Here is a 22,829-nt window from a genome sequence, read left to right on the forward strand (position 1 = left end):
TGTGCGGCCAATTTGTCGTCTGAAACCCTTACTTCATCTGGGGAAAAGCAAATTCCACACCAGCGCTTGCCGTGTTCGGCCAGCGCTGCATCACGGCCTTGTGGCGCGTGTAGAAACGCACGCCTTCGGGGCCATACGCGTGGTGGTCGCCGAACATGCTGCGCTTCCAGCCACCGAAACTGTTGAAGGCCATCGGCACGGGCAAGGGGATGTTGACGCCCACCATGCCGACCTGGATCTGGCGCACGAATTCGCGCGCCACGCCGCCGTCGCGCGTGTAGATGGCCACGCCGTTGCCATACTCGTTGGCGTTGATCAGCTCCACCGCCTGCACCACGTCAGGACACCGCAGCACGCATAGCACGGGGCCGAAAATCTCTTCCTTGTAGATATTCATGTCACGCGTGACGTGATCGAACAAGGTGCCGCCGACAAAGAAACCGTTCTCGCGGCCAGGCACCACATGGTTGCGTCCATCGACCACCAAAGTCGCGCCCTGCTCCACGCCCGAGGCGATCAGTTTTTCGATACGCTGCTTGGCCGCCAGCGACACGACCGGGCCCATTTCCGCACCATCTTCCATACCGTCGCGCACTTTCAGTGCGGCCGTGCGCGTTGCCAGTGCATCGATCAACTTGTCGCCCGCGTCGCCCACGGCCACGACGACGGAGATGGCCATGCAGCGCTCGCCCGCAGATCCGTAAGCCGCGCCGATCAGCGCGTCGACCGTCATCTCCATGTCCGCGTCGGGCATCACCACCATGTGGTTCTTCGCGCCGCCCAGGGCTTGCACACGCTTGCCGCTGGCGCTGCCGCGCGCATAGATATACTCCGCGATCGGCGTCGAGCCGACAAAGCTGATCGCCTGCACCACGGGGTGGTCGAGCAAGGCGTCGACCGTCACCTTGTCGCCCTGTACCACGTTGAAGACGCCGTCGGGCAAGCCCGCTTCTTTCAGCAGTTTCGCGTGCAGCAGGGACGCGGACGGATCGCGCTCGGACGGTTTCAAGACAAAGGTATTGCCACAGGCAATCGCCACCGGGAACATCCACATCGGCACCATCACGGGAAAATTGAATGGCGTGATGCCGGCCACCACGCCGAGTGCCTGGCGCATGGACCAGGCGTCGATGCCGCGCGAAATCTGGTCCGTGAATTCGCCCTTCAGCAGTTGCGGTATGCCGACGGCAAATTCCACCATCTCGATGCCGCGCGCCACTTCGCCCTGCGCATCGGCAAAGGTCTTGCCATGCTCGCGCGTGAGCATGGCGGCAAATTCATCCGTGTGCTGCTGGCACAGCTGCAGGTAGCGGAACAGGACCCTGGCGCGCGTCAGCGGCGGCGTGGCCGACCACGAGGGAAAGGCGGCCGCCGCCGCCTGCACGGCCGCGTCCACGTCTTCCACGGTGCCCAGCGCCACGCGCGCCACAGGCTCGCCCAGGGCCGGGTTGTAGACGTCGCCGTAGCGGCCGCTTTGGGTGTCGACTTTGGCGCCGTTGATGTAGTGGGTGATGGTGTCGAGCTGTGTGTTAATTTGGTTCACGTTATTTCCTCTCTTTACCCCAAGGGCAAATTCTGGGGTCAGACCCGGCGGGTCTGACCCCGGGGCTTAATCAAGGTTTTTCAGCACCGTGGCCAGCTTGCCGAACAGCTCGTCGACATGCTGCTTCTCCAGCACCAGCGGCGGCGACAGCGCGATGATGTCGCCCGTCGTGCGTATCAGCACGCCGTCGGCGAAGGCTTGCTTGAAGGCGCTGAAGGCGCGCGTGCCCGGCTTGCCGGCGATGGGATCGAGTTCGATGCCGGCGATCAGGCCGATGCTGCGCAGGTCGATCACGTGCGGCAAACCTTTCAAGGAATGCACGGCGTCGCTCCAGTACGCCTGCATCGCTTTCGCGTGGCCCAGGATGTCCTGCTCCTCGAACACCTGCAAGGTGGCCAGCGAGGCGGCGCAGGCCAGCGGGTGGCCGGAATACGTATAACCGTGGAACAGTTCGATACCGGGTGGCGCATCCATGAAGGCGTCGTGGATGTATTTTTTGCTGAACACGGCCCCCATCGGCACCATGCCGTTGGTCAGGCCCTTCGCCGTCGTCATCAGGTCCGGCTCGACGTCGAAATAATCGGCGGCGAACGGCGTCGTCATGCGGCCGAAACCCGTGATCACTTCATCGAAAATCAACAGGATGCCGTGCTTGGTGCACAGCTCGCGCAAGCGTTTCAGATAGCCTTTCGGCGGGATCAGCACGCCCGTGGAACCGGCCACCGGTTCGACGATGACGGCGGCAATCGTCGAGGCGTCGTGCAGGGCGACGATGCGCTCGAGCTCGTCGGCCAGGTGGGTGCCATATTCGGGCTCGCCCACCGTGTAGGCGTTCTGGTCCAGGTTGTGCGTGTGCGGCAGGTGGTCCACGCCCGGCAGCAGGGGGCCGAAGGTCTTGCGGTTGCCGCCGATGCCGCCCACGGAAATGCCGCCGAAACCGACGCCGTGGTAACCGCGTTCGCGGCCGATCAGGCGCGTGCGTGCACCTTCACCGCGCGCCCGGTGATAGGCCAGCGCGATCTTCAACGCCGTGTCGACGGCTTCGGAGCCGGAGTTCGTATAAAACACGTGGCCGAACTTGTGGCCTGTGTAGTCCATCAGTTTTTCTGCCAGCTCGAAGGCGGCCGGATGGCCCATCTGGAAGGTGGGGGCGAAGTCGAGCTGGCCCACCATCTCGCGGATGGCGCCGACGATTTTCGGCTGCGCATGGCCGCACGGCACGCACCACAGGCCCGCCGTGCCATCGAGGATGGCGTTGCCATCGACGTCCTTGTAGTACATGCCTTCGGCCGACACCAGCAGGCGCGGGTTGGCCTTGAAATCACGGTTATTCGTAAACGGCATCCAGAATGCCGACATCGATTCCGGCCTTGTTTCGTTCATGACCTTCTCCTTGGGATGGGCTGGCGCGGGGGCCAGGATCGTTTTTGACGAAGCGTAAAATAATTTACCAGTTGGCAAAAAGCTGATGTAATAATAGACAGGCCATCCCCAATGGCACAGATACACAAACGGCAAAGTATCCCAACCGTACAGGTCGAAAAACCACTACAGTTTTTTTTGTGCAAGGCAGCATAAGGAGCCACCGTGAAGCACAGCGACAGCACAGACGATGCTCCCGAGCAAGCCAGCGGCTGGCCCGTGCTCGACATCGACCGCCAGAAGAAGGGCGGCCTGGTCGAGCAGATCGTCATCGCCATCAGCGTCATGGTGGGCAGCCGCGCCCTGCGCATCGGCACGCGCATGCCGTCCGTGCGCCAGTTCGCCCGCTGCAATGGCGTGTCGACGTTTACCGTCGTCGAATCGTATGACCGCCTGGTCAACCTCGGTTTGCTGTCGTCGCGGCGCGGTTCCGGCTATTTCGTCGCGCGCCACGACATCGCCGCCTCGCCGCAATTGGCTGTGCACGCCAGCCCCACGGCCATCGACGCCCTCACGCCGGACCTGTATTCGGGCGTGTCCGACGCCCTGCCCGTGGGGGCGGGCTGGCTGCCGCCCGAGATGTATGGCGAAGCGACCGTGCTCGACGCCGTGCGCCAGGCCATGCGCATTCCCGCCAGCCGCCTGCGCGGCTATGGCCACCCTCTCGGCTTTCCCTCGCTGCGCCAGCACCTGGCAAGCAGCCTGTCGGAAGAGCTGTTCCAGGTGGAGCCGGACCAGGTCCTGCTGACGCACGGCGCCACGCATGCTTTTGACTTGATCCTGCGCAGCCTGACCAAGCCGGGCGACACGGTGCTGGTGGAAGACCCCGGCTACAGCAACCTGCAGTCGCTGATACGCCACCACGGCTGCATCCCCGTGGGCGTCCACCGCGGCGAAGCGGGCCTCGATCTCGATGCGCTGGCCGTTGAAGCCGCGCGTACTCAACCGAAACTGATGTTCGTCAACACGGTGCTGCAAAATCCGCTCGGTACATCGCTCACCCAGGCGCAGGCGCACCGCCTGCTGGCACTGGCCGAGCAATTCGATTTCTGGCTGGTGGAAGACGATATCTACCGCGAACTGGCGGCGCGCGGCGAAGCGTCGCTGGCGGCGATGGACGGCTTGCGCCGCGTGATCCGCGTGGGCAGTTTTTCCAAGACTCTGTCGCCCGTGCTGCGCGTGGGGTCGATTTGCGCCTCGCCGCCGCTGGTGGCCGAACTGGTGCGCGTCAAAATGCTGGCAGGGTTGACGACGTCGGAAATCAACGAGCGCGCCGTCTACCACGCCATCTGCGCGCGGCCCTACAAGCGCATGGTCGAACGGCTCGTGGCGCAGCTCGATGCGGCCCGCGAGCGCAGCATCGACTGCCTGGCGCAGGCGGGCATGGCGCCCGTGGCGCGGCCCCGCGGCGGCATGTTCGTCAGCGCCGGCTGGCCCGACGTACAAACGCCGGAATGGAATGGCAAGGTCATCGCCGACATGGCCTTGAAGGCGGGCATCCTGCTGTCGCCGAACGAATTTTTCATGCTGCGCGCGCCCGAGACGGTGTGGTTCCGCTTCAACGTGGCCTACACCGATACCCCCGTGCTGCAGGCATTCCTGCAATCGATCCGCCCACGCTAAAGAACCCGCCATGGCCAGCGACAAATCCCCTGCCCTTCCCGTGAAAAATGCCGGCGGCCGGCGTTTGCAAAACCGCGACCGCCTGGAAGCGGACATCCTGGAGCAAGCCGTGCGCGCGTTCGCCGAATGCGGCTATGAGGGCGCGTCGATCGCCACCATCGCCGAGCGGGCCGGCCTGTCGAAGCAAAACCTGATGTATTACTTCCCGTCCAAGCAGCTGCTGTACCAGCGCGTGCTCGACGACGTGCTCGACGACTGGCTGGCGCGCATGGATATGCTGGCCAATGAAGACGACGAGCCGCGCGACGTGCTGCGCGCGTATATCGGCGCCAAGCTGCGTTTTTCGCGCGAACAGCCGTGGGCCTCGCGCGTGTATGCGCTGGAAGTGATCAATGGCGCGCCCCTGTACGGCACGCAGATACGCGACCGGGTCGTGCCCCTGCTGCGCAAGGATATCGCGGTCTTCGAAGCGTGGATCGCCGCAGGCCGGATCGCGCCCGTCAACGCCACGCACCTGATGTTCGCCATCTGGGCCATGACCCAATCGTATGCGGATTTTTCGGCGCAGATGGCCCTGGTGCTGGAACGCAAGCAGCTCACGCGCAAGGACTATGAGGACGCCGAAATCCTGATCGCGCACATGGTGCTGGCGGCGGTGGCCATGCCGCCAGCGGACGAAAAAAAACCGCCTCGACAGGCGGTTTTCTGAACAGCGCGAACGCTTACGCAGCCGTCTTGTTCTTGCGGCGGCGCGCCATGAAGCTGATCATGCCCAGGCCTGCCAGCAGCATCGCATAGGTTTCCGGTTCCGGCACGGCCGACACATAACCGGACACGTTGGTAGCGTTGAAATAATGGTTCGCATTGACCTGGATGTTCGAGGCCCAGTTCCCCACCACGACGCTGCCGTTGATCTGGCCATTGCCACCGGCCAGGGTCGCCAGCGGCGCCAGGACGCTGCCGTACAGGCCCACGCCGTTCAAGGTGATGGTTTGCGCTTCATAGAAGTTGTACAGCACATTGTATTTGCTGAAATCGCCGTAGCCGCCGGACAGGTTCACGTTCGTGCCGCTGATATTGAGGATCAGGGTGTCGTTCGTGTGCAGATTGCTGAACTTGAAGTTGTTCACCGAGCCCAGCGCCGCGGAAGTCAGGTCGAACACTTGCACATTGCCCGTGCCGCCCTTCAGGGTCATGCCGCCATAGGCCACCGAGCTGCTGCCCGTCGCTGCCACGTTGGCCAGCGAGGTCGAGGTGTTTTTCAGCTGCGCCGACGTCGTGGCGAACGACACGGGCGACACCGTGGTCTTGCTAGCCGTGTTCAGGCCCACGCTGCTCGTCGTCGTGCTGCCGCCCACATAGTAATTGCCGTTCTTGATCGAGCCGGAGCTGTAGTTCAGGTTGCCGCCAACGACCAGCGCATAGCCGGTGTTGCCATGCGTGACGTAGGCATCCTTGTTCTTGTCATTGACCGAATAGTTCGATGCCGTCAGATTGCCGGCCACCAGCACGCCGCCTTCGACATCGCTGCCGGACGCGCTGAAGTTACTGAGGGAATACAAATTGGCGCCACCGATGCCCAAATCGACAACACCGGCTTGCGCGGCGCCGGCGGCAAACACGGTCGACAAAACGAGAACGAATGATGATTTAGGCATGATTGACATTTTATTTCCAAAAAGAAAATTAACTTGACGCCAGAATATCATATCCATTCGCTTTGATATGTCGCAAACCAACAACTTTTGTAACAATAATGAAAACATAGTTGCTCGGCGGGAATCATTCTCCTGGCGCTGCCCGGAGAACGCCGCAGCCATCCGGCTGACGCTGAAAACAGACGGGCAAACAGCCGTCTGTTCTGCACTTTCAATATTGCTTAGAAGCGCAGCCAACTTGGTGATACGATCGCGGCAGCGCCAGACCAGGCCAGCCCACAAAGTATGAAATCATAAGGATGAAGCACGCATGAAACGATTGTCCCTAGGCGCACTGATGCTGGCATATGCCTGCGGCGCGCAAGCCGATGTGTTTAACATGATCGACAACCAGCCGCTCAGCGAAACCTGGCTCAACGCGGGCTTTTATTCGTATCACTTTCAGCGCGACAAGAACCTGAACGACAGCAATCCGGGCCTGGGCGCCGAATACCGCTTCTCCACGGTCGCGTCGGTCACGGCCGGCCGCTTCTACAATAGCGATCGCGCCTACTCGAATTACCTGGGCGTGTACTACCAGCCGATCAAGGTGGGCCCGCTGCGCATCGGCGCCGTCGTTGGCGGCTTCAGCGGCTATCCGAAGATGCGCGATGGCGGCTGGTTCCCGGCCCTGGTCCCCACCATCAGCTATGAATACCAGCGCGTGGGCGTGAATATCGCCATCGTGCCGTCTTACAAGGACCGCCTGTATGGCGCGCTCAGTTTCCAGCTGAAACTGAAGGTCTTCGAGTAACCGTTTGTCGTTGCCTGTCGCCGTTCGGTCCGCCATTCCTGCCATTCGTCGCATACGCCATACCCGGCAGCAAGGATTTGCCTATAGTGGTTTCATTGCCAGCATGCATACGGCAGCGGCACACACACGACAGGAGAACGGCATGAAAGACATCAATTCGGCACCGGGCAGCACTTCCTTCAGCGCTTTCTGGAACGAGCTGTGCGCTTACGCGCGCCAGGGGATGGCTGCCTTGCGTGCCATGTCCTGGCCCATGCTGCTGGTCTGCTGCCTGGGCATGGCGTTCCTGATCACCATCTTGCCGCTGGCCATCATGCTGTTTGCCCTCGTCATGCTGCTGAGATGGGCAAGCAACAACGACGATGCCGGCGCAGATCAGAAAGCGTCGGGCTCGCAGCATTCGCCGCAATAAAAATTTGCGGCGTGGCAAGAGTGCAATGATGGTTCTATGGCACTATGGATGGGCGCGGCACTGACGGGCATCAAAACCATCCAAATGGAGGGATTTGATACGGAACGCTACGCAGTATCCATGATCGAAGCTACTCCCCCTCAGCCATAGGAGTTTTCTGATGACCACGACAGCAAAAGCTACAGCAGCTACGACTATTCCCTGCCTGCGCTACCGCGACGCGCCCGCCGCCATCGAATGGCTGTGCAAGGCGCTCGGTTTTGAAAAGCAATTGATCGTGCCCGATGGCGAAGGCGGTGTCGCCCATGCGCAACTGAGCTTTGGCAACGGCATGGTCATGGTGGCACCCGCCCTCGACAGCGACTACGGCCGCCTGATGAAACTGCCAAGCGACGTCGGCGGCGCCAACACGCAAAACTGCTACCTGGTCGTCAGCGACGCCGATGCCGTCTACCGCAGCGCGCGCGAAGCCGGCGCCGAGATCGTGCTCGACATCAAGGATGAAGATTACGGCGGACGGGGCTTTACCTGCCGCGACCCGGAAGGCCACATCTGGAGCCTGGGCACCTACGATCCATGGTAAAACGGAGAACAATGATTGTCGCTACCCTCACCGCCGCCAGCCTTGCGCTGATCGGCGGTTTCCTGTCCGCTCCCGTCCTCGTCGACGAACATCTCAACCGCATTCATCCCCCGTCCGGCAAGGCGCCGTCGGCAGCCACTGTGGCCCTGCATCAGAGCCTGTGGATCGCCGACCTGCACGCCGACAGCCTGCTGTGGCAACGCGACCTGAACCGCGACAGCCAGCGCGGTCACGTCGACTTTCCCCGCCTGCAGAGGGCCAACGTGGCGCTGCAAGCCTTTTCCGTCGTCACCAAGACGCCGCGCAAGATGAATATCGAGCGCAATGGCAGCGACACGGACAACATCACGGCCCTGGTGGTGGCGCAAGGCCTGCCGCCCGCCACGTGGAACAGCCTGCTGGCGCGCGCCACCTGGCAGGCCGACGAGCTGCGCCAGCAAGCGGCAAAAAGCCATGGCAAGGTGCGCGTCATCGGCAGCCGCGCCCAGTTGCGCAGCTTCATCGCCGCGCGCGAAAAAGACCCCGCCCTGCTGGCCGGCTGGCTGACACTGGAAGGCGCGCATGCGCTCGAAGGCAAGCTGGACAATCTCGACACCCTGTACCGGTCCGGCTACCGCATGGCCGCGCCCACGCATTTCTTCGACACGGAACTGTCCGGCTCCCAGCACGGCCTGAAAAAAGGCGGCCTGACGCCGCTGGGCCGGCAATGGCTGCGCGCCATGGAGCAGCGCAAGATGATCGTCGACCTGGCGCACGCCTCGCCGGCCACCATCGACGACGTACTGACGTTGGCGAAACGCCCCGTGATGGTATCGCACACGGGCGTGCGCGGCACCTGCGCCAACGGGCGCAACCTGAGCGACGCCCAGCTGAAACGCATCGCCGCCCAGGGCGGCCTGGTGGGTATCGGCTTCTGGAATACGGCCGTCTGCGGCAAGGACGTGGCTTCGATCGCGCGCGCCATCAAGTACACGGTCAAGCTGATCGGCGCCGAACACGTGGCCTATGGTTCGGACTTCGACGGCGCCGTCACCACGGCCATCGACGCGGCCGGCTTGCCGCGCTTGACGCAGGCGCTGCTGGATGCTGGCCTGTCGGAAGCGCAGATCCGCCGCGTGGCAGGCGAAAACGTGCGCGACTTCCTGCTGAAGAACCTGCCGGACGATGACGCCTAGACTAGCCTAGCGCCTGGACCAGGGCCTGGTCCGCCACCTGGCGCGGCCGGATGCGTATCAACTTGCGGTACAGCGGCGGCATCGACTCGCACAGCGCCAGCAGCGCGTCTTGCGCCATGGCCGGGCGCACGTACTGGAATTGCGCGGGATTATTCTCCGGCAGCGCCCCTTCCATGGTGGAGCCGTAGGCACCCAGGGTCATGAAACTGGCGGCGCTGTCGTCCGGGCCGATGGCCAGCACGAAGGTGCCGTGCTTGGGGTGGCCCAGGTAGCTTTTGATTTCCTCCTGCAGCGCCGGCACCGCATTCGCCATCAATTCAAAACGCAGCTGCGCGTACTGGCGCGTGCATTCCATGAACGGCGTGCGTATGGCCGACTGGCTCAACTTACCCGGCATGCATAGCAGCAGGTTGCCGAAGGAATCGAGCAAGGCGGCCGCATCGCCCTGGCCGCCATCACGCGCGTCCTGCTCCATGGCCGCCTGCAGGAATGGCGCCAGCCCAGCATCGGGCGCGTGCGGGTCGCAGCGGTAAGTCAGGGCGTCGGGATAGCGGCGGCGCAAGGCGCGCACCACGACATGCTCGGGCGGCAAGGCGGCGGGATCGCGCAGGGGCACGTCGTCGCCGGCGTTCAGCAGCTGCATCACCTGCGCCGATGTCGCTTCGAACACGAGCGAGCACAGTGCCTGCGTCGCCTCATGGATGCTCTTGCCGATGAAAAAAGATTTGGGCGCGGCGCCGGACGGGGCGCGCGCATACTCGGTGGCGCCGCGCACGGCCGGATAGCAAAAACTGCGGCCGGCCTGCGCCTGCAGCGGCGCCGGCAAGGCCGTAAACGTGGCGCTGCCATCGTAATTGATGCCCGCCTTGACGTCGGGCGCGGCCACCACCACGTTGAAGCCTGCCGCCAGGATCGCCCCCGTGCACATGCAGCAGGGGTCGAGCGAAGTGACGATGGTCAGTTCGCCCGGCGGCGGCAAGAGCGCGCCCTTGGCCCGCTCGGCGAAATACCAGTCCACCAGCTGGCGCTCGCCATGCGCCGTGGGGTCGAACACCAGCCCCTGGCGCACGACGTTGTTATGCATCGATTGCAGCACGTTGCCGGCGCCGTCGAGCAGCACGCCGCCCACGCCAAAAGTACCCTGCGTCTTCGCCGCCATGGCTTCGGCCGCAGCTATCGCCACGGCGGCCTGGATGTCGATCGTCTTGTTCAAGCGGATCCTGTTACTTCATGTCCAGGTCGGAATTGCCGAAGCCGTGCGGCAGCAGCCACCCGGCCGTCACTTCCATGACATCGTTTTTCAGGTTCGTCAGGATCACGGGCAGGTCGGCGCCGCCCATCTCGAAGATCACCTGGCGGCAGGCGCCGCATGGCGAAATCGGCTCGACCGTGTCGCCCGTGACGGCCAGTTTGGCGAAGTCGCCCGGTTTGCAGCCATGCGCGATGGCGCTGAAGAATGCCGTGCGCTCGGCGCAGTTGCACAGGCCATACGCGGCGTTTTCCACGTTACAACCGCGGAAGACGCGGCCATCCTTGCACAGCAATGCCGCGCCCACCTTGAAACGCGAATATGGCGCGTAGGCCAGTTCACGGCCGGCGTTGGCTTCGGCGATCAGTTCTTGGTTGTTCATTTTTTCTGTTATACCTTTGAAATCATTAAGGCCGGGGTCAGACCCTCAACACCGCTGACACATAGCTCAGCGCCATCACAAACGGGGGTCTGACCCCAGTTTTCAACTACGGTCGAATGGTACGATAAATCACCGGATTGCCCGCCAGCGCCACGGCGCTGATTGCATACGCGTCCTGGATTTCCCTGACGGCTTGCTGCGCCGCCGCTTCCGTGCGCGCGTGCACCATGGCCAGCGGCTGGCCAACGGCCACTTGCTCGCCCAGGCCCACGAGGTCCGTCAGGCCGACGGCGAAATCGATGCTGTCGCTCGGACGGCGGCGGCCACCGCCCAATGCCACGACTGCCAAGCCGATGGCGCGGCAATCGCGCACGTTGGCAAAGCCGGCCGACGGCGCTGGCGCCGGCACGACGAACGGCGCCTGCTCCAGGTGTTTATCAGGATGCTCGACCAGATCGGCCGGGCCGCCCAGGGCCGACACCATGCGCGCAAAGCGCTCTGCCGCTTCGCCCGAATCGAGGGCCGCGATCAATTTCACGCGCGCTTCCTCTTCGGTGGCGGCCAGGCCGCCCAGCACCAGCATCTCGGCGCACAGCGCCAGGGTGACTTCGTGCAGGCGAGCGGGACGCGAACGGCCCGTCAGGTAATCCATGGCGCCGCGCACTTCCAGCACATTGCCGGCGTACGGCGCCAGCGACTCGTTCATGTCCGTCAGGATCGCCGACGTCTGCATGCCCGCGCCATTGCCCACAGCGACGATGCTCTCGGCCAGTTCCACCGACTTGTCGTAGGTGGGCATGAAGGCGCCCGTGCCCACTTTCACGTCCATCACCAGCGCGTCCAGCCCGGCCGACAGTTTCTTCGACAGGATGGAGCCGGTGATCATCGCCACCGATTCCACCGTGGCGGTGACGTCGCGGATGCTGTAGAAGCGCTTGTCGGCCGGCGCCAGCTGCGCCGTCTGGCCGATGATGGCCACGCCGATCTCCTGCACTACCTTGCGGAACAGTGCATTGTCCGGCACCGTGCAATAGCCTGGAATGGCGTCGAACTTGTCGAGGGTGCCGCCCGTGTGGCCCAGGCCGCGGCCCGAGATCATCGGCACGTAACCGCCGCACGCAGCGACCATGGGGCCCAGCAGCAGGGACACGACGTCGCCCACGCCGCCCGTCGAATGCTTGTCGACGATGGGGCCCGGCAGGTTCAGCGAGCGCCAGTCCAGCACCTGGCCGGAATCGCGCATGGCCAGGGTGAACGCCACGCGCTCGTCCATGTTCATGTCGTTGAAATAGACGGCCATGCCGAGCGCCGCGATCTGCCCTTCGCTGACGCTGCCGTCAGTGATGCCGCGTACGAAAAACTGGATTTCCTCGGCGCTCAGGACGCCCTTGTCGCGCTTCTTGCGGATGATTTCCTGGGTCAAAAACATGGAATAACTCCAATAAAAATAGGTTTGGGGTCAGTCCCTGCGGGATCGGGATACGCCCAATGGCGTATCCCCCCGACGGGTCTGACCCCAGCTTTGCAATTCCAACGATCAGTCAGTTAAACGCCGTAAGGTATCCACACGTTTTTCACTTGCGACGCATGCGCCAGCACGGCACGGCCGCCGCTTTGGGCGGCACTGAACCAGTCGCGGCCCTTCGCGCCGCCGACCCAGGTACGCTTCAGCGTGCCGGCCGACAGGCGCTCGACTTCCGCGCAACCGTCGGCGGAGCCGTCATGGCGCCAGACGGCGTCGATGTCGGCGTGCGTGGCCAGGGTGCGCGCCAGTTCATCGGCGTTGCCGCTGATGATGTTGACGACGCCGCCCGGCAGGTCGGACGTGTCGAACACCTGGTACAGGTCCAGCGCGGACAGCGGATGCGCTTCCGACGGCACCACTACCACGCGGTTGCCCAGCGCGATGGCCGGCGCCACCAGCGAGATGAAGCCGAGCAAAGGCGCTTCATTCGGGCAGACGATGCCGATCACGCCGACCGCTTCATTGAGCGCCACGGTGATGCCCTTGGTGGGCGGCTGGTGCGCCAGGCCGTCGTACTTGTCGGCCCAGGCGGCGTAGTAGAACAGGCGTTCGATCGATGCCTGCACTTCCTTCTCCGGGTTTTTACTGCCCGTCATGGCTGCGATGCGGGCGGCGAATTCGTCGGCGCGCGCTGCCAGATTTTCGGCGATGTAGTACAGCACTTGCGCGCGGTTGTGCGCCGTGGCGCTGGTCCAGCCGGACGCTTTATGGGCCGCTTCGACAGCGTTGCGGATGTCCTTGCGGCTGCCCACGCCCACTTCGGCCAGCAAGGCGCCATTCGCGCCGAACACGGGCGCGCTGTAGGCGCTGTCAGGGCGCGCCTGCTTGCCGCCGATGTACATCTTGGCCGTGCGGTCGATGGCGAAGGGGTCCGCTGCCGCCGGCTTCACGTTGGCCTTGGCTTTCGCTTCCACCACCGGCAAGGCCGGACGTGCATCTTCGGCCAGGGCCGTCATGTATTCCAGCATGCCTTCGCGGCCGCCTTCACGGCCGAAGCCCGATTCGCGGTAGCCGCCGAAGCCGCAGGCCGCGTCGAACTGGTTGGCGCTGTTGATCCATACCACGCCAGCCTTGATGGCGGGCGCGATATCGAGGGCCAGGCTGATCGACTCGGTCCACACGCTGGCGGCCAGGCCGTACACCGTGTTGTTCGCCAGCTGCACCGCTTCAGGCGGCGTGCGGAAGCTCATGGCCACCAGCACGGGGCCGAAGATTTCAGCCTGTGCCACGGCGGCCGAGGTCGACGCGCCCGTGATCAGGGTAGGCGGGAACCACGAACCGTCAGCCGGCAATTCGCATGCCGGTTGCCACACGTCGCAGCCTTCGGCACGGGCGGTATCGACCAGCGCGGCGATGCGCTGGCGCTGCACGGGGTCGACCAGCGCGCCCACATCCATCGATTTGTCCAGGGGCGAGCCGAGGCGCAGGTTTTCCATGCGGGCGCGTACCTTGTTCAGGAAGCGCTCCTGGACCGATTCCTGCACCAGCAGGCGCGAGCCGGCGCAGCACACTTGTCCCTGGTTGAACCAGATCGAATCGACCAGGCCTTCCACGGCGCCGTCCAGGTCCGCGTCTTCGAAGACGATGAACGGCGACTTGCCGCCCAATTCGAGGGACAGCTTCTTGCCGCTGCCGGCCGTCGCTTCACGAATGAGGCGGCCCACTTCGGTGGAACCCGTAAACGCGATCTTGTCGACGCCGGGGTGGTTGACGATGGCCGAGCCCACTCTGCCGTCGCCCGTGACGATGTTGACCACGCCGGCCGGCACGCCCGCCTGCACGCACAATTCGGCGAACAGCATGGCGGTCAGCGACGTGAATTCGGCCGGCTTGAAGACGACCGTGTTACCGGCCGCCAGGGCCGGGGCGATTTTCCACGACAGCATCAGCAGGGGGAAATTCCACGGCACGATCTGGCCCACCACGCCCACGGCGCGGTAGTCAGCGAATTCTTCCGACTGCAGCTGCGCCCAGCCGGCGTGATGGTAGAAATGGCGCGCGGCCAGCGGCAGGTCGATATCGCGCGTTTCACGGATGGTCTTGCCGTTGTCCAGGGTTTCCAGCACGGCGAACAGGCGCGAATGCCTTTGCAGCAGACGGGCCAGCGCGTACATGACCTTGGCGCGGCCATGGCCTCCCATGCCTTGCCATACGGGCAGCGCGCGGCGCGCCGCTTCCACGGCGCGTTCCACGTCGGCGTCGGTGGCTTGCGTCAGCTCGGCCAGCTGCGTGCCGTCGGCAGGATTGGTCGAGGCGAACAGTTCGGCCGGCTCGCTCCAGGCGTTGTCGATGAACAGGCCGAATGTGCGCTGATGGCCGTCGAGCCACGCTTGCGCTTCTTTTTGACTTTCGGGAGCAGGGCCGTAGTCCATAGTAGTGAGAATCTCGTTAATTGTAGGCATGACGATTGTTCTTTAAGGTTGTGCGTGACGATGATTGGCCGAGTAGCTGCCGGTGACGTAGTGCTCGAGCTGGCGCTCGATGTCGGTCAGCAGGCTGGAAGCGCCGATGCGGAACAGGTGCGGCTGCAGCCATTCGTTGCCCAGCTCTTCCTTCATCAGGGTCAGGTATTGCAGCGCGCTCTTGGCCGAGCTGACGCCGCCGGCCGGCTTGAAGCCCACCTTGAAACCCGTCTGTTCATAGTATTCGCGCACCGTGCGCACCATCGTCAGGGCCACGGGAATGGTGGCGTTGACGCTTTCCTTGCCGGTGGAGGTCTTGATGAAATCGGCGCCCGCCATCATGCACACCCACGACGCCTTGGCCACGTTTTCCATGGTCAGCAAGTCGCCCGTGGCGAGAATCGCCTTCACGTGCGCTTCGCCGCACGCCTTGCGGTAAGCCAGCATTTCGTCATACAGCACTTGCCAGTTGCCGTTCAGGACATGCTGGCGCGTGATGACGATATCGATTTCCGAAGCGCCCGCGGCGACCGACAGTTCGATCTCGCGCAGCTTCGTTTCCATGTTCGTCAGGCCGGCCGGAAAGGCGGTCGACACGGCGGCGATGGGCAAGCGGCCCTGGATGACTTTCACGGCCGGTTGAATCATCTCGTGGTACACGCACACGGCGCCGGTGCTCAGCTGCGTCAGGCCCAGCGCGTCCATCAGGTCGGCGCGCAACGGGCGCATGGCCTTCATGCACAGGCGCTCCACGCGGCCCGGCGTATCGTCGCCGCCCAGGGTGGTCAGGTCGATCATCTGGATGGCTTTCACCAGCCAGGCGGCCTGGTATTCCTTTTTCACCGTACGGCGGTTCGCCAGGCTGGCCGCGCGGCGGTCCGTCGCGGCGCGGTTGACGCGGATCTGGTTGATCCAGCCCAGGTCGAGGCCGACGGCCTCGTTACGCTTGAATTCGGGGTGCATGAGTGTCATAACAAGCTGGTTCCATTAGCAAGTGGTGGTACGCCAAGGTGCTTGGCGAGGGTTTGGCCAATATCGGAGAAGGTCTCGGAAATACCCAGCGCGCGCGGGGCGACGCCGGGGCCGAAGAAGATCATCGGAATGTGTTCGCGGGTGTGGTCGGAGCCGTGCCAGGTGGGGTCGCAGCCATGGTCGGCGGTGATCACGACCAGGTCGCCTTCCCTGAGCTTGGCCATGAATTCCGGCAGGCGCGCATCCATTTCGCGCAGCGCGTCGGCATAGCCTTCGACGTTGCGGCGGTGGCCGAATGCCTGGTCGAAATCGACGAAGTTCACGAAAGTGAGCGACTTGTCCTGCACTTCATCGGCCGTCTTCAACAGCGCTTCAAACAGCGCCATGTTGTCGACACCCTTCACGACTCTGGAAATACCCTGGGTGGCGAAAATGTCGCTGATCTTGCCCAGGCCGACGACTTCGCCGCCCGCATCCTTGACGTGGTCGAGCAGGGTCTTGCTTGGCGGCGCCACCGCATAGTCGTGGCGGTTGGACGTGCGCGTGTAGTTGCCGTTGCTGCCCGTGAACGGACGGGCGATGACGCGGCCGATGTTGTACGGCTCGACCAGCTTGAAGGCCATTTCGCACACTTCGTACAGGCGCTCGAGGCCGAACGATTCTTCGTGCGCGGCGATCTGCATCACCGAGTCGCCCGAGGTGTAGATAATCAGCTTGCCGGTGGCGACGTGCTCGTCGCCATGCTTGTTGATGATGTCCGTGCCCGAGGCATGGCAGTCGCCGAGGAAGCCCGGCACGCCGGACAGGGCTTTCAGTTTGTCGGTCAGGTCGGCCGGAAACGACGGCGTGGTGCGGGGAAAATATCCCCAGTCGAATTCGACGGGCACGCCGGCGATTTCCCAGTGGCCGCTCTGCGTGTCCTTGCCGGTGGAGCGCTCGCGCGCCGCGCCGTAGGCGCCGGTGAAACCGTCGCGCTGGTCGAAGCCCGTGGCCCATTCGCCGCTGGCCAGGTGCGCCGCGGCGCCCAGTCCCAGGCGTTCCATGTTCGGGAGTTTCAAGGTCTTGCCGCTTTTGGCGACAGTGCTGGCAATGTGGCCAAAGGTATTGGCACCTGCGTCGCCATACTTGGCGGCGTCTGGCGTCGCGCCAAGGCCGAAGGAATCAAGCAGGAGGATAAATGCGCGTGACATGATAAGGCTCGCTTTATGGAGTGATGCAAAGATGATGCGGTCAGTGTAGGCCGGATTTTCCCGGCCTGCCGCGCGGCAGCGCCGGTGGCCGGCGCGCCGCTGCTGCGTAAAAAGTGCTTAGGCTTGCGGCGTAGCCGATACGGTCGCCAGGAAGGCCAGAATCAGCTTGACCAGGTCTTTCGCGCCGATGGCCGCGTATTTCAGGGTTTGTTCGTGCGACAGGGCGAATGGCGACATGCCTTCGGCCAGGTTGGTGATGACGGACACGCCCACCACTTTCAGATCGCAATGGCGGGCCGAGACCACTTCCGGCACCACGGACATGCCGACCGTGTCGGCGCCCAGGCGCGCCATCATGCGGATTTCGGCGGCCGTCTCGAAGTTCGGGCCAGGGTAGGCAACGAACACGCCTTCGTGCAGGGTGATGCCATTCGAGGCTGCCGTGTCCTTGACCAGCTTGCGCAGATCCGCATCGTAGGCGTTGGCCATGCTGAAGAAGCGCGGGCCGAAGCGGTCGTCGTTCGGGCCGACCATCGGCGTGCCTGGCAACAGGTTGATATGGTCGCTGATGGCCACCAGACTGCCGGCGTCCACTTCAGGGCGCAGGGAACCGGCGGCGTTGGTAACGAACAGCATTTCGCAGCCCAGCAGTTTCAGGGTGCGGATGGCGCTCGTCATCACGCCCATGCCATAGCCTTCATAGAAATGGCCACGGCCCTTCATGCAGACGACGGCGACGCCCGACAAGGTGCCGACCACCAGTTCGCCGGCATGGCCGTGCACGGTGCTGATCGGGAAACCCGGCAATTCGTCAAAGCTGATGCTGACGGCGTCCGTCATTTGCTCGGCCAACACGCCCAGGCCGGAGCCGAGGATCATCGCCACGCGCGGCTTGAAATTTTCAGGGGCGCGGGCACGGATGATTTCGGCGGCGTGGAAAGGGGTGTTGTTCGACATGGTTATCCTCTGATTGACTAATGATGATGGGTTGCTGCCTGCGCGGCCGTGCCCGGTGAAGAACTTCCGCCCAGGTATCGGTTATGTAGGTGTTACTGGTATATCGAAATGCGTATTGCCACTATTTGCCGCCACTATGCATCAAACGGAATATGTATGGCAAATACCATTTTTCTTGCCCATTTATACAATTCAAATATAAATGGCCGATATTATAGTCGAGGCTAGCCCAGGCCCGCCATGCCCGGGAAATGCATGCATACAAGCTCCATACGAAGGTTTTTTATGCGAGCTTGACACCAATCAGACAAATGTTTAAAGTTTCGGACAAATGTTTATCCTTTCAGTGAAACCTTGTGACCGATACCAATAAAAAAGACCAGCTATATGCGCTGATCCGCAACAACCCCTTCATCTCGCAGCAAGACCTGGCGAGCGAGCTGGGCTTGTCGCGCTCGGCCGTCGCCGGCCACATCGCCGGACTCATCCGCGAGCGGCGCCTGCTGGGACGCGCCTACGTGCTGCCCGACAGCCGTCCCGTGCTGTGCATAGGCGCCGCCAACCTCGACCGCAAGATGCGCACGCTGGCAACCTTGCAGATGGGCACCTCGAACCCCGTGCGTTCGGAAGAAGTGTTTGGCGGCGTGGGCCGCAACATCGCGGAAAACCTGGCCCGGCTGTCGATTCCTGTGGCCCTGCTGACGGCCCTGGGCGACGACGCGGCCGGCCACGCCCTGCAGACACACGCGGAAGACGCGGGCATCGACATGCGCGGCAGCCTGCATTTAAGCAACACCAGCAGCGGCACCTATACCGCCGTGCTCGACGAACATGGCGAAATGCTGCTGGCGATGGCCAACATGCAGCTGTACGAACAACTGACACCGGCCTTTTTGCACAGCCGCCAGCCGCAGCGCGCCGCCGCCGCCCTCACCGTCTGCGACCTGAACCTGGGCCACGACAGCGTGCAGGCACTGCTGGCTGATGCGCGCCAGGACGCGGCCCGCGCGACGCCGCTCGTCATCGTCGCCGTTTCGCAGCCGAAGATGGCGCACCTGCCGCTAGACCTGACGGGCTTGCACCTGCTGATCCTGAACCGGGGCGAGCTGGAAACGCGCGTGGCGCGCGCCTTGCCGACGGCGTTCGAGGTGCGCGCCGCCTGCCGCGAAGTACAGCGCCAGGGGGCGCGCCAGGTGATCGTCACCTGCGGCGGCGAAGGCGTGTATTTCACGGACGGCGACAGCCTGGACGCGCCCATCGTGCACCTGGCCGCGCGCGAAGTGGACGCCGTCGACGTGACGGGCGCAGGCGACGCGTTTTCCGCCGCCGTCTGCTGGTCGCTGTACCACGACATCAGCGACTTGAAACTGGCTTGCCGGCGCGGCCTGAAGCTGGCGGCCATGACCCTGGAATCGGCTGCCACCGTCTCGCCCCGGATTTCGGCCGGCGCCCTCGACGACATCGACGACGCCGACCTGACGCCGCCTCCCCCTACCCTCTTTCAACAGGATTGACATATGACGCAACTGAATAATTTCCTCTCGTTCTCGCAAGAAGTGCTCGATGCGCGCGCCGCCGGCAAGGCCATCGTGGCGCTGGAATCGACCATCATTTCGCACGGCATGCCGTATCCGCAAAACGTGGAAATGGCGCGCGAAGTGGAGCAGATCATCCGTGACGGCGGCGCCGTGCCGGCCACCATCGCCATCATCGGCGGCAAGATCTGCGTGGGCCTGTCGCCGGAGCAGCTGGAATTGCTGGGCACCTCGCCCGACGCCATGAAGGTCAGCCGCCGCGACCTGCCGTTCGTCCTGTCGCAGGGCAAACTGGGCGCCACCACCGTGGCCGCCACCATGATCTGCGCGGAACTGGCCGGTATTGCCGTGTTCGTCACGGGCGGCATCGGCGGCGTGCACCGCGGCGCGGAAACGAGCTTCGACATTTCGGCCGACTTGCAAGAATTGGCGCACACGTCCGTGGCCGTCGTCTGCGCGGGCGTCAAATCCATCCTCGACATCGGCCTGACCCTGGAATACCTGGAAACCCACGGCGTGCCCGTCATCAGCGTGGGCCAGGAAGGTTTTCCCGCCTTCTTCACGCGCGAAAGCGGCTTCAAGGCCGATTTCCGCCTCGACACGGCCGCCGAGCAGGCCGCCTTCATCGGCACCAAGTGGCAGCTGGGCTTGAAAGGCGGCGTGATCGTCAGCAACCCCGTGCCCGCCGCGCAAGCGATGCCCAAGGAAGAAATCGATGCGATCACCACGCAAGCCTTGCAGGAAGCGGACGCGGGCGGCGTGAAGGGCAAGCAAGTCACGCCATTCCTGCTGTCGCGCATCAAACAGCTGACGGATGGCCGCAGCCTGGCGACGAATATCGCCCTGGTCAAGCACAATGCGCAAGTCGGCACCGCGCTGGCCATTGCCATGCAGGCGGTCGTGGCACGATAATAGGACTGCTGTAAAGAAAGCGCGCGCGCCGTTACCGGTCCGCGCGCCGTTCCATCGCCAGGCACCACGCAACGCCAAGGAAAGCATGTCCATCGATCTGAAACAGTTAAAGTATTTTCTTGCCGTTGCCGAGGAGAAAAGCTTCAGCCGCGCCGCCGAGCGCCTGCATATCTCGCAGCCGCCCCTGAGCCAGCAGATCATGAAACTGGAAAGCGAACTGGGCGTGCGCCTGTTTGCGCGCACCACGCGCACGTTCGAGCTGACCGTGGCGGGCAAGGCGTTGATGAACGAGGCGGCCGAGCTGCTGGCCAAGATGCGCATGACCATCGATACCATCCGCCAGATCGACCGCGGCGAAGTAGGCCGCTTGCGCGTGGGCATCGTCGGCTCGGCCATGTGGGGCCCCATCCCCAGCCTGCTGGAAGAATTCCAGACCAAATTTCCGCGCGTCACCTGGACCATCCATGAATTCGGTCCCACGGTGCAATACGAAGCCTTGCGCGCCAAGCAGATCGACGTGGGTTTCTGGCGCGAACCCAAACTCAACGACGACGACTTGCGCCACGATAATCTGCGCCAGGAACTGTGCTTCCGCGAAAACGTCTGCGTGGCCGTCAATGAACACCATCCGCTGGCAAAAAACACGGCCATCGAGCTGATCGACATCGCCCACGAGCCGATGCTGACCCTCAACCTGGACAAGTCCGCGTTCCCCCGCTACCTGGTGCAATGCTGCATCAACGCCGGTTTCGAACCCGTGATTTTCCAGGAAGCAAGCGAACCGCAAACCCTGCTGGCCATGGTGGGCGCGGGCCTGGGCGTGACCCTGGTGCCGGAAACGACGAGCCGCATCGGCTGGCCCGGCGTGGTATTTCTGCCGATCAAGACCAATCCGCCGTCGGCCAACCTGTACATCAGCTACACGACGCTCGACGACGCTCCCGTCGTGCGGGCTTTCCTGAATATCATCAATCCCCCAGCTAATTGAGGCAAAGCCTCAAGCGTCAGCAAGCAACGGCAACCCGAAAAGCAGCAAGACCGGGGTCGGACCCTCAGGGACTCGGCGTCCCCGTCCGACCCCAGCCCTTCGTTTTGGATTTGCATTCCAATTTATATGGCAATCATATAAATAGCTAAACAAAAACGTATTTGTCATACATATCTGGCATGATGCATAGTGATTCGGACGCCCATCGCGGCGCCGGTTCAGTGCCTGCCCTGCCCGTCCACTGACGGCGCATCCCAGCCCGCTCCGGCAGCCCCATTCGATGTTGTACTTATAAAAGAGACGGGGCGCGACTGTTGCATGAGCATCACACTGTCGACATGAAAGCACGCGAGGTCAGCAATGATCTTGTGCGATACAGTGCAATGTTGATAAGGAATTATCACCTCGTGCATCAAAAACAGGCTAAATCGGCCCCAAATTATATGTTTCACCTATAAAAAATATACAATATCGATCTTCCAGGAGCCAATTCATGAAACTTACACAATTTAGTTTGACGATCGCAGCCGTATTTCTGACTGCTCAAGCGTCCGCGGCTACCCCAAAACTGGGTGTCGTGTATGACGCGGGCGGCAAGTTCGACAAGTCGTTCAACCAATCCGCTTTCGAAGGCGCATCGCGCTTCAAAAAAGACACGGGCATTTCCTTCATCGAAGTGCAGGCATCGAGCGATACGCAGGCTGAACAAGTCATGCGTGGCTTGGCCCGCAAGAAACTCGACATGATCGCCGCCATCGGCTTTGCGCAAACGCAAGCCGTGCAAAAGGTCGCCAAGGAATTTCCGAACGTAAAATTCGTGCTGATCGACGGCCAGGCCGCCGGCAGCAACGTCAACTCCGTCGTCTTCAAGGAAGAAGAAGGCTCCTACCTGGTCGGTGTGGCTGCAGCCATGGCCAGCAAAAGCAAGAAAGTAGGCTTCATCGGCGGCATCGATATTCCCCTGATCCGCAACTTCGCCTGCGGCTACGCGCAAGGCGTCAAGGCAGTCAATCCGAAGACGGAAATCACGCAAAACATGGTCGGCACCACGTCCGGCGCCTGGAATGACCCGGCCAAGGGCGGCGAACTGGCCCGCTCGCAATTCGAGCGCGGCGTCGATGTCGTCTTCGCCGTCGCCGGCGGCAGCGGCATGGGCACCCTGCAAATGGCCAAGGAAAAAGGCAAGCTGGCGATCGGCGTCGATTCGAACCAGAACCATTTGTATCCAGGCAGCATCCTGACCTCGATGGTCAAGCGCGTCGACAACACGGTCTACGACAGCTTCATGCAAGTCAAGAACGGCACCTGGAAGGGCGGCGTCAGCTATAAAGGCTTGAAAGAGGGCGGCGTGGATTGGGCCCTCGATGAGAACAACCGCAAGCTGATTACGCCGGAAATCGAAAAACGCGTGTTGGGTGCGCGTAAGGACATTATCGATGGCAAGATCAAAGTGATCGATTACCGCGTCGGCAGCAGCTGCCCGGTTTAATTTTTCTCCGTATCTTTTA

Annotated in this window: 20 protein-coding genes; 10 read left to right on the forward strand and 10 right to left on the reverse strand. The window is 62.9% G+C overall.

The window, feature by feature from the left end; genetic code table 11:
- Nucleotides 1-28: 28 nt before the first annotated feature.
- Nucleotides 29-1,534 carry a CoA-acylating methylmalonate-semialdehyde dehydrogenase gene (locus OX462_RS23265; protein WP_409028776.1) on the reverse strand — a complete coding sequence of 502 codons (1,506 nt, stop codon included), beginning with the start codon at nucleotides 1,532-1,534 and terminating at the stop codon, nucleotides 29-31.
- Between the two features lie 75 nt (nucleotides 1,535-1,609).
- Nucleotides 1,610-2,926 carry an omega-aminotransferase AptA gene (locus OX462_RS23270; RefSeq protein WP_409027175.1) on the reverse strand — a complete coding sequence of 439 codons (1,317 nt, stop codon included), beginning with the start codon at nucleotides 2,924-2,926 and terminating at the stop codon, nucleotides 1,610-1,612.
- Between the two features lie 204 nt (nucleotides 2,927-3,130).
- On the opposite strand from OX462_RS23270, the gene OX462_RS23275 reads away from it, so the two are divergent.
- Both OX462_RS23275 and OX462_RS23280 read left to right on the forward strand, forming a co-directional pair.
- A complete protein-coding gene (locus tag OX462_RS23275) occupies nucleotides 3,131-4,588 on the forward strand; it encodes an aminotransferase-like domain-containing protein (protein ID WP_409027176.1) in 1,458 nt (485 codons plus the stop codon).
- A 10-nt stretch (nucleotides 4,589-4,598) separates the two neighbouring features.
- On the forward strand, nucleotides 4,599-5,297 hold the full coding sequence (locus OX462_RS23280) for a TetR/AcrR family transcriptional regulator (RefSeq protein WP_409027177.1): 699 nt from the start codon (nucleotides 4,599-4,601) through the stop codon (nucleotides 5,295-5,297).
- 13 nt (nucleotides 5,298-5,310) lie between these two features.
- Here OX462_RS23280 and OX462_RS23285 read toward each other — a convergent pair whose 3' ends face one another.
- Nucleotides 5,311-6,246, reverse strand: coding sequence for a choice-of-anchor A family protein (locus OX462_RS23285; RefSeq protein WP_409027178.1), 936 nt, complete (start codon nucleotides 6,244-6,246; stop codon nucleotides 5,311-5,313).
- Between the two features lie 310 nt (nucleotides 6,247-6,556).
- Between OX462_RS23285 and OX462_RS23290 the strand changes: the two genes are divergently transcribed.
- The 4 genes from OX462_RS23290 (at nucleotide 6,557) to OX462_RS23305 (ending at nucleotide 9,209) form a co-directional block, all read left to right on the forward strand.
- Nucleotides 6,557-7,039, forward strand: coding sequence for a hypothetical protein (locus tag OX462_RS23290; RefSeq protein ID WP_070219311.1), 483 nt, complete (start codon nucleotides 6,557-6,559; stop codon nucleotides 7,037-7,039).
- Between the two features lie 142 nt (nucleotides 7,040-7,181).
- Nucleotides 7,182-7,451 (forward strand): hypothetical protein, encoded by a 270-nt coding sequence (locus OX462_RS23295; protein ID WP_409027179.1) that lies wholly within the window; start codon nucleotides 7,182-7,184, stop codon nucleotides 7,449-7,451.
- 160 nt (nucleotides 7,452-7,611) lie between these two features.
- Complete coding sequence (locus tag OX462_RS23300) at nucleotides 7,612-8,034, forward strand: VOC family protein (RefSeq protein WP_099410329.1); 423 nt, start codon at nucleotides 7,612-7,614, stop codon at nucleotides 8,032-8,034.
- Between the two features lie 11 nt (nucleotides 8,035-8,045).
- Nucleotides 8,046-9,209, forward strand: a complete 1,164-nt coding sequence (locus OX462_RS23305; RefSeq protein ID WP_099410330.1) for a dipeptidase — start codon at nucleotides 8,046-8,048, stop codon at nucleotides 9,207-9,209.
- 1 nt (nucleotide 9,210) lies between these two features.
- Here OX462_RS23305 and OX462_RS23310 read toward each other — a convergent pair whose 3' ends face one another.
- From OX462_RS23310 to xapA, 7 genes are all read right to left on the reverse strand, one after another.
- Nucleotides 9,211-10,428, reverse strand: a complete 1,218-nt coding sequence (locus OX462_RS23310) for a nucleoside deaminase (protein WP_162995812.1) — start codon at nucleotides 10,426-10,428, stop codon at nucleotides 9,211-9,213.
- A gap of 4 nt (nucleotides 10,429-10,432) precedes the next feature.
- On the reverse strand, nucleotides 10,433-10,840 hold the full coding sequence (locus OX462_RS23315; protein WP_035824999.1) for a cytidine deaminase: 408 nt from the start codon (nucleotides 10,838-10,840) through the stop codon (nucleotides 10,433-10,435).
- A 106-nt stretch (nucleotides 10,841-10,946) separates the two neighbouring features.
- Nucleotides 10,947-12,269: a thymidine phosphorylase gene (gene deoA, locus OX462_RS23320; protein ID WP_409027180.1), complete on the reverse strand. Its 1,323-nt coding sequence runs from the start codon at nucleotides 12,267-12,269 to the stop codon at nucleotides 10,947-10,949.
- A gap of 116 nt (nucleotides 12,270-12,385) precedes the next feature.
- On the reverse strand, nucleotides 12,386-14,767 hold the full coding sequence (locus OX462_RS23325; protein ID WP_409027181.1) for an aldehyde dehydrogenase family protein: 2,382 nt from the start codon (nucleotides 14,765-14,767) through the stop codon (nucleotides 12,386-12,388).
- Nucleotides 14,768-14,779: 12 nt separating this feature from the next.
- Nucleotides 14,780-15,739 carry a deoxyribose-phosphate aldolase gene (deoC, locus tag OX462_RS23330; protein ID WP_070219318.1) on the reverse strand — a complete coding sequence of 320 codons (960 nt, stop codon included), beginning with the start codon at nucleotides 15,737-15,739 and terminating at the stop codon, nucleotides 14,780-14,782.
- The gene (locus tag OX462_RS23335; RefSeq protein WP_409027182.1) at nucleotides 15,736-16,929 is read right to left on the reverse strand and encodes a phosphopentomutase; all 1,194 of its coding nucleotides are present in this window, start codon (nucleotides 16,927-16,929) and stop codon (nucleotides 15,736-15,738) included. Before OX462_RS23335 ends, deoC begins: the two co-directional genes overlap by 4 nt.
- A gap of 117 nt (nucleotides 16,930-17,046) precedes the next feature.
- Nucleotides 17,047-17,886, reverse strand: a complete 840-nt coding sequence (gene xapA, locus OX462_RS23340) for a xanthosine phosphorylase (RefSeq protein WP_070312734.1) — start codon at nucleotides 17,884-17,886, stop codon at nucleotides 17,047-17,049.
- 356 nt (nucleotides 17,887-18,242) lie between these two features.
- Between xapA and OX462_RS23345 the strand changes: the two genes are divergently transcribed.
- The 4 genes from OX462_RS23345 to OX462_RS23360 all read left to right on the forward strand — a co-directional run bounded on the left by OX462_RS23345 (nucleotide 18,243) and on the right by OX462_RS23360 (nucleotide 22,810).
- The gene (locus OX462_RS23345; RefSeq protein WP_409027183.1) at nucleotides 18,243-19,400 is read left to right on the forward strand and encodes a carbohydrate kinase; all 1,158 of its coding nucleotides are present in this window, start codon (nucleotides 18,243-18,245) and stop codon (nucleotides 19,398-19,400) included.
- Nucleotides 19,401-19,403: 3 nt separating this feature from the next.
- Nucleotides 19,404-20,333, forward strand: coding sequence for a pseudouridine-5'-phosphate glycosidase (locus OX462_RS23350; RefSeq protein WP_409027184.1), 930 nt, complete (start codon nucleotides 19,404-19,406; stop codon nucleotides 20,331-20,333).
- An 85-nt stretch (nucleotides 20,334-20,418) separates the two neighbouring features.
- A complete protein-coding gene (locus OX462_RS23355) occupies nucleotides 20,419-21,321 on the forward strand; it encodes a LysR family transcriptional regulator (RefSeq protein WP_070219321.1) in 903 nt (300 codons plus the stop codon).
- A 493-nt stretch (nucleotides 21,322-21,814) separates the two neighbouring features.
- On the forward strand, nucleotides 21,815-22,810 hold the full coding sequence (locus OX462_RS23360; RefSeq protein WP_070219322.1) for a BMP family lipoprotein: 996 nt from the start codon (nucleotides 21,815-21,817) through the stop codon (nucleotides 22,808-22,810).
- The last annotated feature ends 19 nt before the right edge of the window (nucleotides 22,811-22,829 follow it).

It is taken from the genome of Janthinobacterium aestuarii, assembly GCF_046113285.1.
Taxonomy (GTDB): Bacteria; Pseudomonadota; Gammaproteobacteria; order Burkholderiales; family Burkholderiaceae_D; genus Janthinobacterium.

What these genes read in the sequence shown, in the direction of transcription:
- OX462_RS23290 (WP_070219311.1), top strand. Translation starts at nt 6,557, where the DNA reads ATGAAACGATTGTCCCTAGGCGCACTGATGCTGGCATATGCCTGCGGC.
- OX462_RS23350 (WP_409027184.1), top strand. Translation starts at nt 19,404, where the DNA reads ATGACGCAACTGAATAATTTCCTCTCGTTCTCGCAAGAAGTGCTCGAT.
- OX462_RS23360 (WP_070219322.1), top strand. Translation starts at nt 21,815, where the DNA reads ATGAAACTTACACAATTTAGTTTGACGATCGCAGCCGTATTTCTGACT.
- OX462_RS23315 (WP_035824999.1), bottom strand. Translation starts at nt 10,840, where the DNA reads ATGAACAACCAAGAACTGATCGCCGAAGCCAACGCCGGCCGTGAACTG.
- OX462_RS23335 (WP_409027182.1), bottom strand. Translation starts at nt 16,929, where the DNA reads ATGTCACGCGCATTTATCCTCCTGCTTGATTCCTTCGGCCTTGGCGCG.
- OX462_RS23285 (WP_409027178.1), bottom strand. Translation starts at nt 6,246, where the DNA reads ATGCCTAAATCATCATTCGTTCTCGTTTTGTCGACCGTGTTTGCCGCC.
- xapA (WP_070312734.1), bottom strand. Translation starts at nt 17,886, where the DNA reads ATGTCGAACAACACCCCTTTCCACGCCGCCGAAATCATCCGTGCCCGC.
- OX462_RS23325 (WP_409027181.1), bottom strand. Translation starts at nt 14,767, where the DNA reads ATGCCTACAATTAACGAGATTCTCACTACTATGGACTACGGCCCTGCT.
- deoA (WP_409027180.1), bottom strand. Translation starts at nt 12,269, where the DNA reads ATGTTTTTGACCCAGGAAATCATCCGCAAGAAGCGCGACAAGGGCGTC.
- OX462_RS23270 (WP_409027175.1), bottom strand. Translation starts at nt 2,926, where the DNA reads ATGAACGAAACAAGGCCGGAATCGATGTCGGCATTCTGGATGCCGTTT.
- OX462_RS23305 (WP_099410330.1), top strand. Translation starts at nt 8,046, where the DNA reads ATGATTGTCGCTACCCTCACCGCCGCCAGCCTTGCGCTGATCGGCGGT.
- OX462_RS23355 (WP_070219321.1), top strand. Translation starts at nt 20,419, where the DNA reads ATGTCCATCGATCTGAAACAGTTAAAGTATTTTCTTGCCGTTGCCGAG.
- OX462_RS23280 (WP_409027177.1), top strand. Translation starts at nt 4,599, where the DNA reads ATGGCCAGCGACAAATCCCCTGCCCTTCCCGTGAAAAATGCCGGCGGC.
- OX462_RS23295 (WP_409027179.1), top strand. Translation starts at nt 7,182, where the DNA reads ATGAAAGACATCAATTCGGCACCGGGCAGCACTTCCTTCAGCGCTTTC.
- deoC (WP_070219318.1), bottom strand. Translation starts at nt 15,739, where the DNA reads ATGACACTCATGCACCCCGAATTCAAGCGTAACGAGGCCGTCGGCCTC.
- OX462_RS23300 (WP_099410329.1), top strand. Translation starts at nt 7,612, where the DNA reads ATGACCACGACAGCAAAAGCTACAGCAGCTACGACTATTCCCTGCCTG.